Below are 14,522 nucleotides of genomic sequence, written 5' to 3'. Positions count from 1 at the left end.
GTAGGAAAAGTAGAGCATCTAGAGGTGATGCTCTATTTTTTTATTCCCGCTCTACAAACTTCCAAACTAAAAATACTGCACATAAATAGGCGATCCCAATAACTAAAAAACTATTGCTTGCTCCTTTGTACCAATTCGATGATTCATTTAAAATGATTCCCATAATTGCTATACCGACTAATGCACCAATTTGACGATTTACATTTAAAGTTGCTCCAGCCATATTCCCATTTTCACGACCAGCAGATTTCATTACAATTGTAGTCATGGCAGGTACCGCGATCCCTATCCCAAGGTTAACCATAATATATATAACTGCAATTCCTATATAACTCACATTATTTACTACAAGCATTAATAATATAGACCCTATACTAGCTATAAATAACGCTATGAATAATAACGATTTTGAGCTAAACTTAGTCACCATTTTTGCAAATAATACATTCCCAATAACAAATACGCTCATCATCGGCAATAGTTGTAATCCTGCTACAAATGGGCTTGCTCCGTATGCTTTTTGCAAAAAGAGTCCGAACATAAATATGCCGCCAAATAACGCAAAGTTTATTAGAAATCCAACTATATTCGCCGAGATAAATGTCTCGCTTTGGAACAACACTCTTGGTACAACTGAGTTTTTTGATTTTCGTTCTGCATAAACAAAGAGAATAGTAGTTAATACCGTCCCCACTACCCCTCCTAAAATTTGAAGTGAGGCCCATCCGTAACTTGGCCCTTCAATTATAGTAAATGCCAACAATGTTATTGCAATTATACCGATTAAATGATTCGCTACATTTATTTTCTCCTTTTTCGGTAATACACTGGGAATAATTACAAAGACCATTAGAACACCGATAACCCCAATTGGAAGGTTTATAATAAAAATGCTCCGCCAACCAAATGTATTTACTAAAAGACCACCAATAAAAGGACCTGTACCAGAGGCGATAGAGACAATTGCCGACCATATCCCAAACATTTTAGCTCTCTTCTTTTCATCTGGAAATGATACTACTAATAAACTAAGTGAACTTGGCATAAATAAAGCCGCTCCAACACCTTGAATTACTCGGCCGATAATGAGGGTGCTCCCATTTGTGGCAATCGCACATAAAAGAGATGCGAATACAAAAATATTTAAACCAACCATATACATATTTTTTGCTCCATATTGGTTAGCCAATGCCCCTCCAGCAAGTAATAATGCCGCAAAAGATAAAATATATCCGTCAACAATCCACGCTGAACTATATAATGTCATCCCTAAAGTTTCCTGAATATTCACCACCGCAACATTTACTACTGTCACATCTAACGTAGCCATAATAAAACCCATTGCCAAAGTTATTAAAATGACGATACCTGATTTCTCTTTTGTTTGAACATCTAAATTTCTACTAGCCACCCCATTCACTTGCTAACTCCCCTTTCAAAAATTAGTAATTTACCTATATATTCCTTTAGGACTATAATAAATAAAGTACTTTAATTATAAAAGTACTGATTTTTTATATAGTACCTATACTTTTATATAGTAAGGAGTGTTTATATGGAAAATATAAATGAAGAAATTTTATTAAAATGCCCCATTGAAAAAACAATGTCTGTAATAGGTGGCAAATGGACTTTCTTAATTTTAAGAGATTTGTTTTATAGTCCTAAACGTTTTGCTGAGCTTGAAAGACGTCTAAGTGGCATTAGCCCACGCACCCTATCTCTGCGCTTAAAAGAACTTGAACAAGAAAATATTATAAAGAGAACGATCTACTCAACTATGCCACCTCATGTGGAATATTCACTAACAAAAAAAGGGGAGACACTCCGTCCTATTTTTGACGCAATGAAGGATTGGGGAAATGAGTGGAAAATATTAGATGAATAAAAAGAAGGTATCATCACATAAGATGATACCTTCTTTTTATTCATCCAAAATCACTTTCACATACATCCCTCTCACCGCTTTTTCATAAGCAATCTCACTCATCTTCCTTATGTTTTCTGACACAACAGACGATGGAACGACTTCCCCTTCACGAAGTAACGACGGATCAATAAGACGGACTTTATTGTTCTGATATAAATCATAATCATTTCTATCTTCTTTTACTTTTACATTCGGATGAACTTTGCTTACTAAAGCATGTACTTCCGGATCACTACATTGCTGCAATTTCGAAATTAGCTCATCATCTTCAAGAAGAAAATCATCTGCATGAATAACCTTTTTGTGTAGAGCTAACTTTAGCGTTTTTGCTAACATATCATTTCCGTAACTATTCATTGGTTGCATAAAGAAATCGATGACTTCTTTGTAATACGTTTCTGTAAACCACTCTGCCATTTCGATGTTTTGAAGGACCATTTTTCCGTTTACTTCAATTACATCTTCTAAAAAACTGTGAGCTTCTTCTAAAGAAATATACCCATATGTATACATATCTCGTAACGTATAATCCACTCGATCTGCGCATAATTCGGGCGCTGACCTTTCCAATAACGTCCACTTTGAATCATCTAATAAAATATCTTCATAGTTATAGCCATACTTTGCAAGAATCGCTGGAATTTCTGAGTTTTTCACAACAGAACTAAATATCTCTTCATGATAACTTTCATTTCTATTATCAAAAACGTAATCAATCACATGAGAAAAAGCAGTATGCGATACGTCGTGCAGTAAACCTGCAATTTGCTCTTCTACTGAACCACCTAGCTTTTTAACTAACAACATAACGCCAACTGAATGATCAAAGCGCGTTACATTCCATTCCTTGTTCACTAAATAACTTGCGCCAGTTTGATGAATACCTTTTAGTCTTTGCACAGACTTACTTAAGATTAATTCTTCTACTACTGGATCCACTTCAAATTCTCCGTATAGTATATCTGATATGATCACTTATAATCCCCCTCTATCTTAGCCGCCTCTTATAATCGTACCTCTTTTATAAAATCAACACCAACGAAAGTTTTAAATCCGAATATATTGATATTAAATTATAAATGTTGTATATTATACATGTCTGTTATTTGTTTTAATTCATTTGTTTTTATTGAGTGCTCCTTATGTGGAGCCTTTTTTATTTGTAAAAATAGAGAGCCATTAGCTCTCTATTACATACACTTATTCAAACGTAACCTCCACCTGTACAATCTCCGACCTACTTCCAAGTCTTAATGGTGGTCCCCAAAATCCGAAACCAGAAGAAACAATTGCGTGGAATGCACCTTTTTGTGCGTATCCCCAGTCTAGTTCGTACATTCTTCTCGTTACCATATGATTTGGCGCCATTTGTCCGCGGTGCGTATGACCGGATAATAGTAAATCTACGCCAGCATCCGCTGCTTGTTTTAACTCGAATGGTTGATGATCCATTGCGATAACTGGCATCGTTTTATCTACCGTACTCATAAGATTTTCAAAACTTTGGCGATCTCGCTCAGTTTTATCCCTTCTTCCAACGAGATAAAACTGATCTTCAATTGTAATTACTTCATCTAATAAAATGCGAATATCAATCTTATCCATCTCTTGCAGGAATTCTGGAACTGCTCGCCCGTAATATTCGTGGTTTCCTAACACACCATATACACCTAGTGGAGCTTTCATCTGTTTCATAATATGTCCCATATTTTTTTGAATGAACACACCTGGATGATCATCTATAATATCACCTGGCAGTAAAATAATATCAGGCTCCATTTCATTTACATGACGGACAAGTCTTTTTAAATGCGAAACACCAGACAATTTACCGAAATGCATATCAGAAGCCATCGCAATGCGTAAGCTTTTACGTCCCTCTACTTTTTTCGGTATGTGCACCTCGTATTTTCTTACTACCGGGCTATATGCGTTGAATACTCCGTACGCAAAGATTAAAATAAATGCAGCTAACACAGCCGCCCCTGTCCAAATAATTGCCGCTTCTTTCTCCACTGAAAACTGTAAAAGAAAGACCATAATATTAGCTAAAGGCAATAGCATAAGCGCGTATTGTATGACCGCAAACCAAATCGAACCTATCGTTCGTAGGAATGGCAGAAACTTAAACACTTGCACGAGAATGTACGCATATGAAATAAATCCGACTACGAAAGCGTAATATCCCCAAGATTCCCAGCCAAATACTGCATGAAGCCAAACCCAGCCGTTCCAGCCTATGTAAAGCATAAGTAGTGTGTATATAATTAATATCGTAAATATATTAAAATAACGAAGATTCTTCACAACTAGCCTCCTTATTCATTTCTTCTATTATAACTTGTTATGCACTTATAACGTAAATATTAAGCACAGTAATCTTCACAATAAAAACCTCTAACTGTTTAGTGATGTTGCGTTTGTTGCGACGCAAGTTGGGGAGTTGTTGAAGAGGAATATCTAAACAATACAGCGACTATTCCCTTGAGAAGGATTCATAAAATTTCATTATCCAAAACTCACCTATGCAATTATGCATAACCATCCTTTCCGCTTTATTTTCATGTTACGATATAAACGAAATACGACATATATCGACAAAAATAAAAGGAAGTGATTGTATGAAACGCTCTAAAACGTATTTAAAATGTTTAGCATTCTCCGCTGTTTTTGCTAGTAGCGCTTTGGCACTTTCAACACCTGCTGCTTACGCTCAAACGACGTCACAAGTTGTAACAGATATCGGGCAAAATGCAAAAACACATACGAGCTATAATACATTTAATAATGATCAAACTGATAATATGACAATGTCTTTAAAGGTAACTTTTATCGATGATCCAAGCGCTGATAAACAGATTGCCGTTATTAATACAACTGGTAGTTTTCTAAAAGCAAATCCTACTATAAGTAGTGCGCCTATTGATAACTACCCAATCCCTGGCGCTAGTGCAACATTACGCTATCCTTCACAATATGATATTGCCTTTAATCTTCAAGATAATAGCGCCCGTTTCTTTAACGTAGCACCTACAAATGCTGTAGAAGAAACGACTGTAACCTCTAGTGTATCTTATCAACTTGGCGGTTCTGTTAAAGCTTCTGCAACGCCAAATGGACCTAGCGCTGAAGCTGGCGCAACTGGTCAAGTAACTTGGTCCGACTCTGTAAGCTATAAACAAACAAGCTATAAAACAAATTTAATTGACCAAACAAATAAAAACGTAAAATGGAACGTATTCTTTAACGGATATAACAATCAAAACTGGGGTATTTATACACGGGATTCCTACCATTCTTTATACGGAAATCAACTGTTCATGTACTCTCGCACATACCTATATGAATCTGATGCAAAAGGTAATTTAATACCGATGGATCAACTTCCAGCACTAACAAATAGCGGTTTCTCTCCGGGTATGATTGCTGTTGTTATCTCTGAAAAAAATACAGACCAATCTAACCTACAAGTCGCTTATACGAAACACGCCGACGACTACCAACTTCGTCCAGGCTACACATTTGGAACTGCAAACTGGGTTGGAAACAACGTAAAAGATGTTGATCAAAAAACATTTAATAAATCGTTCACACTAGATTGGAAGAATAAAAAATTAGTAGAGAAAAAATAGATAAAGAAAACCGAACCGCCATTTAGATGGTGGTTCGGTTTTTATTTAAATAACAAAATCCTCCGGAATAAACACCTTCACTTCTTTCGGCTGTACGTATACAACATCACCCGCTTGAATACTGAGCTGCTTGAACTGTTCTTTACTTATTTCTGCTTCTAAGTACTCATCTGTTCCATCTCGTTTTAATTCTACATATACGACAGGTCCAACTGCGTGAGAGTATGATACTTTTGCTGGGATTGCATCTACGCTTTGTTTCGTACGGGAGATGGATAAGTGATGGGGCCTTACGTAAGCTACTCCGTCTACGTTTGAAACGTGTTTATGCTCTGGTGCTTCTAGTTCTACCGATCCTACATTTAGCTTACCTTTATGGACGCGGCCGTGAAATAAATTTACATTTCCTAAAAAGTCGTACACGAACGGGGTTGCTGGGTTTTCATATACTTCCTCCGGCGTTCCCATTTGTTCAATGCGACCTTCATTCATTACAACAATGCGGTCTGCAACGTCTAACGCTTCTTCTTGGTCATGTGTTACGAATACACTCGTAATTTGAAATTCGTCATGTAGTTTCCGGAGCCATCTTCGTAATTCTTTTCTTACCTTTGCATCAAGTGCACCGAACGGTTCATCAAGTAATAAAATTTTCGGTTCGACTGCAAGTGCCCGCGCTAGTGCAATTCGTTGTCGTTGTCCGCCAGATAATTGCGCTGGATAACGTTTAGCAAAGCCATCCATTTTTACAAGTCTTAATAATTCTATTACCTTTTCTTCTATCACTTCTGCTGACGGTCTTAAGCTTTTCTTTCTTACTTTTAAACCGAAAGCGACATTCTCAAATACATTCATATGTTTAAAAAGCGCATAGTGCTGGAAGACGAAACCGACTTGCCGATTTTTCACGTGAATGTCTGTTAGATCTTCTCCATCAAATGAAATAGAGCCTCCATCCGCTTCTTCTAATCCTGCAATAATTCGTAATAACGTCGTTTTTCCAGAACCTGACGGGCCTAATAAGGCGACAAGTTCACCTTTTGGAATATCCAAATGAATGTCTGTTAGCGCTTGAAATGTACCATATTGTTTTGATACACCTTGAATTTGAATACTCACCGTACTCCCCCTTATTGTCGTTTTTCCATTCGCCATTCAATCCAGTTTTTTATAACGAGCGTAAACACCGCAATTAATGACATTAACGTCGCTACTGCAAATGCTGCTGAAAATTGATATTCATTGTACAAAATTTCAATATGAAGCGGCATCGTATTTGTAATACCGCGCACGTGACCTGATACGACAGAAACAGCTCCAAACTCACCGATAGCACGGGCATTACATAAAATCATGCCGTATAAAAGACCCCATTTTATATTTGGAAGCGTAACGCGCCAAAACATTTTCCAGCCACTTGCGCCAAGTGATAAAGCTGCTTCTTCTTCACTTTTCCCTTGTGCCTGCATAATCGGAATTAATTCACGTGCAACGAACGGAAACGTCACAAAGATTGTTGCGATAATAATGCCAGGTACAGAGAAGATAAGTTTCACTCCATGTTCGAGTAACCATTCGCCAAGAGCCCCCCGCGGTGTGAAAAGTAAAACGAACACTAATCCTGCGATAACTGGTGACACAGCAAACGGCAGTTCAATAAGAGAAAGTAATACTTGTTTTCCTTTAAACTGAAACTTTGTAATAAGCCACGCGGCCGCTACCCCGAATATCGTATTAAGCGGCACGACGATTAACGCAACGAGAAGCGTTAATCTAATTGCTGAAAATGCTTCTTGATCTGTTACAGCTGCAATGTATACATCCATCCCTCGTTCAAAAGCTTTCAAAAAAATAGTTACGAGCGGGAGTAATAGAAAGAGAGATAAAAATAAGACTGTAATCGCAATTAATATACTCGGTACAAGTTTAGATTCTTTTTTAGCTGACACGCTTTTTACTATTTTCTTTTCTAATAATGTTGGTTCCACTTTCTCTCCTCCTATTCACTTTTTAATTCATGCCTTCTACTCCAGCTTTGAATCATGTTAATAAGAAGAAGGAAAAGAAGAGAAATAATAAGCATAACTGCCGCTACCGCTGTTGCTCCTGCATAATCATATTGTTCGAGTTTCGTCATAATCATAAGCGGTGCGATTTCTGTTTTCATGGGCATATTACCTGCGATGAAAACGACAGATCCGTATTCTCCTAATGCCCGTGCAAATGCGAGTGAAAAGCCAGCAAGTAAAGCTGGGAATATTTCTGGCAAAATGATTTTCACAAATATTTGGAAGCGTGACGCCCCTAAGCTAGAAGCTGCCTCTTCTACTTCTTTATCAATATTTTGAAGTACTGGTTGCACCATTCGAACGACAAATGGTAAACCAATAAACGTAAGTGCAACAATAATTCCGAGCGGCGTAAAAGCTACTTTTATATGAAACATACTAAATATTTTCCCCACCCAGCCATTTTCGGCATATAGCGTTGTCAGTGTAATACCAGCTACAGCAGTCGGAAGAGCGAAAGGTAAATCTATTAATCCATCTAACAATCGTTTCCCTGGAAATGTATAACGAACGAGTACCCAAGCAATTAATAAGCCAAAAATGGCATTTACAATCGCTGCTGCAAGTGAAGTCGTTAAACTCACTTGATAAGAATGCAGCACACGCTCGCTCGTTACAACTTCAGCAAATTTCTTCCAACCTAACTGTGAAGTTTGAATAAATACGATAGAAAGTGGTATAAGTACGAATAAACTCATATATAGCATTGTAAATCCAAGAGATAATCCAAACCCCGGTAAAACACGTTTTTTCCTCATCTTCTTTCACCTCATCCCCCCTTATTTTTTATAAATTTGATCGAATACACCGCCATCATTAAAATGTTTTTCCTGCGCTTTTTTCCAACCGCCAAATAGTTCATCTACTGTAAATAATTGAACTTTTGGAAATTGAGATGCATATTTTTCTGCTACCTTTTCGTTACGAGGGCGATAGAAGTTTTTCGCTGCAATTTCTTGCCCCTTTTCTGAATACAAATATTCAAGATATCCTTCTGCCACTTTTCTCGTTCCTTTTTTATCAACTACTTTATCCACAACAGCTACTGGTGGTTCCGCTAGTATACTAATTGGAGGTGTTACAATTTCAAATTTATCTTTTCCGAGCTCTTTTTGTGATAGTAATGCTTCATTTTCCCACGCGATTAATACGTCACCAATTCCTTTTTCAACGAAAGTTGTCGTTGCTCCGCGTGCCCCTGAATCTAGTACTTCCACGTTTTTATAAATTTGACCGACAAACTCTTTCGCTTTATCTTCACTATTGTTATATTTTTTTAGCGCATATCCCCATGCCCCTAAATAGTTCCAACGTGCTCCGCCTGATGTTTTCGGATTAGGCGTAATGACAGACACACCTTTTTTCGTTAAATCATCCCAATCTTTAATTCCTTTCGGGTTTCCTTTTCGTACAAGAAATACAATTGTTGATGTGTACGGAGTGGAATTATCCGCAAGTCGCTTCTGCCAATCTTCTGCTAGTTGTTTCTTCTTGCTAATCGCATCAATATCATAAGCTAGCGCTAGCGTAACAACGTCTGCTTCTAAGCCATCAATAACAGAACGCGCCTGACTTCCAGAGCCTCCGTGCGATTGTTTTACATTTACTGTTTGCCCATGCTTCTCTTTCCAGTACTTCGCAAAATCTTTATTAAAATCTTGATATAACTCACGTGTTGGATCATAGGAAACATTTAAAAGTTCGACTGTTTTTTTGTCTCCACTTCCTTCAGAATTACTAGTGGATGTTGCTGAACCACACCCTGATAAAAGTACAACTGCTGATAATAAAACACCTGTACTTTTCATAAACGCTGTCTTCCTCCACTGTTTCATCGTTAAATCCCCCTTAGTTTATACAATAGAAAAAGGCACACAATATATTCACAAACGTGAACATTGTGCGCCTTCAGTTTATCTGATTAGCTTCTAATGTATTCGATTTCTTTTCATTTTAATTCTGTAATTCGCATGTGTCAACTTGGAATTTGTTTTTTTAATAACGAAAAGTCAGTGAGGATTTTCCCTCACTGACTTTTCGTTCACTTTATTTCTTCAACTTATCCGCCTTCGCAATAAATTGTGCTGCTTCCGCACGGCTTACCGCTTTATCTGGAGCCCAGCCATTATCTGTTCCAATTGAAATGTTTTCTTGGATTAAAATATTGGCATACTTCGCACCCCAATGATTGTTTAAGTCAGCAAATTCTTTCGGTAGTTTTATATTTTCATTTCTTTCTAATTTATATGCATTTACTAGCATAGAAGCCATTGATGCACGGTTAATTAACCCGCTCGGATTAAAGTTCCCCCTCTCATCACCTTTTACAATACCTGCTTTTTCAACAGCAGCGATATACGGCGTTGCCCAGTGATTTTGTGCATCAGGGAATGATGGCTTTGCATCTTTCTTAATTTCTAATCCTAAAACAGTTGCTAATATTTTTGCAGCGGAACTACGATCAATATTTTCAGCTGGTGCAAATGTACCGTCTGGCTTACCGTGCACTGCTTCTTTATCTACTAAATATTGAACTGATTCTTGTGCCCATGCTGGTACATCTGAGAATTTAGATTCCTTTTTTATTGTACTTCCATCTACTTCAAATTGTACTTGGAAGTGATGATCATATTGCATTGATGGAATCACGATATGTAATTTCATATTATATTTCTTTGAAAAGTCACCCAGCTCAAATTGAACAACTTTCGTACCGTTATTCGCTGCGCTTTCCGAGATTACTTTCACATCCTGGTACGTTCCTAATTGATTCGGATTTTCTACTTTGAACTCTTTAAAATAATTACTATCTGTCGCTGTTAATGTAACAATTTTTTTATTACCTTGAATCGTTACTTTTGCATCTTTTAAATATTTTGAAGCGATTGATGCTTCATTTGTTTTATCTTTATATGCTTTAAATACAACGTCATACGTGCCATCTGCTAGTCTACTATTTGCTTTCATTTCAACCGCTGCTTCAGCTTTCGCGATTGGTGCCATAATACCGCTAAATGGAACTACTAACGTTGCTGCTATAACGAATGCATTTACATGTTTTTTCTTAATCATTATCAATATGACATCTCCCTTTATATAAATATATCCAACATAACCATCATATTGATAATGATTATCAATGTCAAATAAAAATAATAATATTATTTTCTACATAAGTACGCCTTCCGCTCGTTATTAAAAAGTAAATAATGTGCCGTATGAACTTTCCTCTCTAAATAATCAATAGAATACGAGCTTGATGGATCCACTAAATCACCTATCGCTCCTGAAAGATGATCAATGACTTGCTGCAAAATTTCTAAGTTTTTCTTCTCACTTTCAGCATTCATTTCATCCATAATGTCACAAATAAGGTATTGAACTCTCCGTAAACGTAATTCCTTCTGCTCCACTTATATCTCCTCCTTATTAGTCATATTACGGTTTAAATATATGGCACCATAGCTTAACCAATGCTAAAAAGTAGAAAGGCAACCATCTTCATAAAGATGGTTGCCCCTATTTTTAAACTTGCATCGCTTTTTCCCTCAAAGCTCTTCTCAGCAATTTACCTGTCGTATTCTTCGGCAATTCTGTTAAAAACTCGATACTCTTTGGTACTTTATATTTCGCTAAATGTAACGTACAGTAATGCATCAGTTCTTCTTCTGTTACGTTCGTTTGTTTCAGAACGACGTAAGCTCGCACTGCTTCTCCTAAGTTTTCATCTGGAACGCCGATTACGACCACTTCTGCTACAGACTCGTGTGTATACAATACTTCCTCTACTTCACGAGGGTATACGTTATAACCGCCAACTAGGACGATATCTTTTTTACGATCAACGATATAGAAGTAACCTTCTTCATCCATCTTCGCTAAGTCTCCTGTATACAACCAGCCGTCCTTTAATGTCGCAGCTGTATCTTCTGGCGCGTTATAATATCCCTTCATAACGTTAGGTCCGCGAACAATTAATTCACCAACTGCTCCAACAGGTACTTCTTCCCCAAGTTCATTTACAATTTTATTTTCTACATGCCAAATATTTGTACCGATCGATCCTGGTTTACGCGGACGATCAAGCGGATTAAAACAAGTAACTGGTGATGCTTCTGATAAACCGTATCCTTCTGAAACGATAACGTCAAAACGTTTTTCAAAGTTTTGCAGAAGAGCAACTGGCATTGAAGCACCACCTGAAATACAAAGGCGAAGTGTCTTCACATCTTCCGCACTCGCTTCTTCGAATAAATATAAATAATTGTACATCGTCGGTACACCAGCAAAAATCGTCGGTTCGTACGTACGACAAATACGGAATACTTCTTTCGGGCTAAATTTCGGTAACATTAAAATCGTTGCTCCATTCACAATCGGTGCATTCACCGCCACCGTTAAACAAAATACGTGGAACATCGGCAGTGCCGCAACGACGCGATCATCAGCCGTATATTGTAAATACGATGCCACATCACTCGCATTACTATATAAATTTTTATGAGTTAACATAGCACCTTTCGGTTTTCCAGTTGTGCCCGAAGTGTATAGAATAACCGCTACATCTTCTTCATCTAGTTCAGGACCTTCGTAAGTTACATCTCCAGCCCCTATCATTCTAGTAAACGTTTTCATTTTTTCAGTTTCTGTATGGTTAAAATCTGATGAGGTTTCGCATATGATGATGTTTTCTAATGAAGGAAGTCTTGTTGTAAGAGATTGTATAACAGGTAGAAGGACGTCGAGTACGATGATTGTTTTTACATCTCCATTTTGTAAAATGTAATGCATTTCGTCTGCTGTATAAATTGGATTAACTGGAATAACAGTTGCTCCCGCTTTCATTGTTCCGTATAAACCGACCAAAAAATGTGGTGAATTTCCAACAACTAATGCAACATTGTCCCCTTTTCCAATGCCCATTTCTGCTAAATTGCTAGAAAACCTTGTGACCATTTTGTTTAATTGGTCATATGAGACCGACTGATCCATAAATATATAAGCCGGTTTATCCCCCTTCTTTTTCGCCGTTTCAGCCAAAGATTGAACGAGATTCACACAAACCCCACCTTTATAAAATTTAGAATATTTAAAAATTCTAAATTAATTATATTAAAAGAAAATTAAAGTGGCAAGTGTTATTCCATTAACTGCATATAGACAGATCACTTTCTCTTCATTTACTTTGGAAGGATAAGGGAATTTTGTTTGCAAGTAATTTATGAAACTAGACCAGAAATCATTTTAGGATAATATGCACTCATCTTTTCTCTCAGCATTGCAAGTTCTTGTTTATTTAAACTCGTATACTCCCCGTACAAGTTAAGAACGTCCGCTCCATCTTCATGAAAATAGACCGTAACATATAATGTTGGTAACCCTGCATTGTCTTCATCTATTGAAAAGACGACATCTGGTGTCTTATTCACAGTGCTGAATGTTTCATTTCTTTTCCACTTCTTATTTTGAAACATGTCTTGTATTTCCTGTATCTTTCGTCTGTTATCTGTATGCGTAAAATATATAACATTATCTTTCGCTGGCTTTCCAATCGATAAAAGTATGCGACTTGAGGACGTTTCATCGTTACAAGCTGTCATTCCAATGACAAAGCTAAGTAATAATACAACGTACATTACCCTCTTCATTTCAATCCGCCTCCTTTTAAATATATATTCCTTTATGAGGGGCAAATGTCTTGTGATTTGATGGTATATGAAATTATATCGGCGATTTTTCACATATATCAGCGCAACTCAATTTATATCAGCGATTTTCCAAATATATCGACCGCAACTCGAAATATATCAGCGATTTTTAAAATATATCGACTTACCGACAAAACGCGACAATCTACGCAAAAAAAAGAGGCTGCTCGTTACGGCAGCCCCCCTTATTTTTAGAAGAATAAATGTAAGAAATCTTCTGTTGTAATATTACCGAAGTAGCGTGCGATATCTACACCTTCTAAAGCTGCAGTAAATGCATCTTTATCGAATTGTACGCCTGTTAGACGTTCTTCAATATCATGCACATCTAGTGAACCGAAGAAGTCACCGTAAATTTTGCATTCTGTTACTGTTCCTTTTTTCACTTCAAGACGAACATCAACTTGTCCAACTGGGAAGCGGTGTGAATGTTGTAAGTTGAACTTCGGAGATTTTCCGTAGTTCCAATCCCAATTTTGGTAGCGCTCTTCAGAAAGTTTATGGATTTCTTTCCAATCTTCTTCTGTTAATTCATACGTTGGAATTTCTGTTTCCCCTTCGAAAATTGTTTCTAGAAGAAGTTGTCTAAACTCTTCTGTCGTCATTTCTTCGTTCAGGAACTCTGTAATATTCGCAACGCGGCTACGGATTGATTTAATGCCTTTTGATTGGATCTTATCCATTTTTACTTTCAGTGCTGATACGACGTGATCGATTTCAGAGTCAAATAGTAACGTACCATGACTGAACATACGACCTTTCGTTGAGAACTGCGCGTTACCTGAAATTTTTCTACCTTCAGCTAAAATGTCGTTACGACCACTTAGTTCTGCATTTACACCTAATTTACCAAGCGCTTTCGTTACAGGCTCTGTGAATTTTTTGAAGTTACTGAAACTGTCCCCATCATCTTTCGTAATAAAGCTGAAGTTTAAGTTTCCTAAATCATGATATACTGCGCCTCCGCCTGATAGACGACGAACGACATGAATCCCTTTTTCTTTTACGTAATCAGCATTAATTTCTTCTACTGTGTTTTGGTTTTTACCAATGATAATAGAAGGTTCGTTAATGTAGAACAGTAAATACGTTTCGTTAATATCTAAATTCTTCACACAATATTCTTCAATTGCTAAGTTTATTCTAGGATCTGTAATTCCTTTATTATCAATAAATAACATCG

General features: G+C 37.0%; 14 protein-coding genes. 2 read left to right on the top strand and 12 right to left on the bottom strand.

Going from position 1 to position 14,522, the window contains the following annotated elements; all coding sequences use genetic code 11:
- Positions 1-40 precede the first annotated feature (40 nt).
- Positions 41-1,420 (bottom strand): MFS transporter, encoded by a 1,380-nt coding sequence (locus tag ACTFRN_RS07465; protein ID WP_088106546.1) that lies wholly within the window; start codon positions 1,418-1,420, stop codon positions 41-43.
- 135 nt (positions 1,421-1,555) lie between these two features.
- Between ACTFRN_RS07465 and ACTFRN_RS07460 the strand changes: the two genes are divergently transcribed.
- A complete protein-coding gene (locus tag ACTFRN_RS07460; RefSeq protein ID WP_000427872.1) occupies positions 1,556-1,888 on the top strand; it encodes a winged helix-turn-helix transcriptional regulator in 333 nt (110 codons plus the stop codon).
- 36 nt (positions 1,889-1,924) lie between these two features.
- Here ACTFRN_RS07460 and ACTFRN_RS07455 read toward each other — a convergent pair whose 3' ends face one another.
- On the bottom strand, positions 1,925-2,905 hold the full coding sequence (locus tag ACTFRN_RS07455; RefSeq protein WP_088106545.1) for an HD domain-containing protein: 981 nt from the start codon (positions 2,903-2,905) through the stop codon (positions 1,925-1,927).
- 225 nt (positions 2,906-3,130) lie between these two features.
- Positions 3,131-4,237, bottom strand: coding sequence for a metallophosphoesterase (locus tag ACTFRN_RS07450; protein ID WP_088106544.1), 1,107 nt, complete (start codon positions 4,235-4,237; stop codon positions 3,131-3,133).
- A 314-nt stretch (positions 4,238-4,551) separates the two neighbouring features.
- Between ACTFRN_RS07450 and cytK2 the strand changes: the two genes are divergently transcribed.
- Positions 4,552-5,562, top strand: a complete 1,011-nt coding sequence (cytK2, locus tag ACTFRN_RS07445; RefSeq protein WP_000830612.1) for a beta-channel forming cytolysin CytK2 — start codon at positions 4,552-4,554, stop codon at positions 5,560-5,562.
- A gap of 45 nt (positions 5,563-5,607) precedes the next feature.
- On the opposite strand, the gene ACTFRN_RS07440 is transcribed toward cytK2, so the two are convergent.
- From ACTFRN_RS07440 to ACTFRN_RS07400, 9 genes are all read right to left on the bottom strand, one after another.
- A complete protein-coding gene (locus ACTFRN_RS07440) occupies positions 5,608-6,681 on the bottom strand; it encodes a sulfate/molybdate ABC transporter ATP-binding protein (RefSeq protein WP_000027098.1) in 1,074 nt (357 codons plus the stop codon).
- An 11-nt stretch (positions 6,682-6,692) separates the two neighbouring features.
- The gene (cysW, locus tag ACTFRN_RS07435; protein ID WP_000433835.1) at positions 6,693-7,550 is read right to left on the bottom strand and encodes a sulfate ABC transporter permease subunit CysW; all 858 of its coding nucleotides are present in this window, start codon (positions 7,548-7,550) and stop codon (positions 6,693-6,695) included.
- A gap of 11 nt (positions 7,551-7,561) precedes the next feature.
- The gene (gene cysT / locus ACTFRN_RS07430; RefSeq protein WP_088106543.1) at positions 7,562-8,389 is read right to left on the bottom strand and encodes a sulfate ABC transporter permease subunit CysT; all 828 of its coding nucleotides are present in this window, start codon (positions 8,387-8,389) and stop codon (positions 7,562-7,564) included.
- Between the two features lie 21 nt (positions 8,390-8,410).
- Entirely contained in the window at positions 8,411-9,466 is a 1,056-nt protein-coding gene (locus ACTFRN_RS07425) for a sulfate ABC transporter substrate-binding protein (RefSeq protein ID WP_016716743.1), read from the bottom strand.
- Between the two features lie 211 nt (positions 9,467-9,677).
- On the bottom strand, positions 9,678-10,703 hold the full coding sequence (locus ACTFRN_RS07420) for an NEAT domain-containing protein (RefSeq protein WP_074567802.1): 1,026 nt from the start codon (positions 10,701-10,703) through the stop codon (positions 9,678-9,680).
- 89 nt (positions 10,704-10,792) lie between these two features.
- Complete coding sequence (locus ACTFRN_RS07415; RefSeq protein ID WP_000435470.1) at positions 10,793-11,044, bottom strand: hypothetical protein; 252 nt, start codon at positions 11,042-11,044, stop codon at positions 10,793-10,795.
- Positions 11,045-11,156: 112 nt separating this feature from the next.
- Positions 11,157-12,689, bottom strand: coding sequence for a fatty acid--CoA ligase family protein (locus tag ACTFRN_RS07410; protein ID WP_074567803.1), 1,533 nt, complete (start codon positions 12,687-12,689; stop codon positions 11,157-11,159).
- 161 nt (positions 12,690-12,850) lie between these two features.
- The gene (locus ACTFRN_RS07405; RefSeq protein WP_014893233.1) at positions 12,851-13,279 is read right to left on the bottom strand and encodes a hypothetical protein; all 429 of its coding nucleotides are present in this window, start codon (positions 13,277-13,279) and stop codon (positions 12,851-12,853) included.
- 251 nt (positions 13,280-13,530) lie between these two features.
- Positions 13,531-14,520: a lipoate--protein ligase gene (locus ACTFRN_RS07400; protein WP_000897255.1), complete on the bottom strand. Its 990-nt coding sequence runs from the start codon at positions 14,518-14,520 to the stop codon at positions 13,531-13,533.
- Positions 14,521-14,522 lie beyond the last annotated feature (2 nt).

Source organism: Bacillus cereus group sp. MYBK245-2 (genome assembly GCF_051916145.1).
In the GTDB taxonomy this organism is placed as follows: Bacteria; Bacillota; Bacilli; order Bacillales; family Bacillaceae_G; genus Bacillus_A; species Bacillus_A pacificus.
The sequence above is the reverse complement of the archived record's forward strand: the minus strand, read 5'-3'. Positions and strand labels throughout refer to the sequence as shown.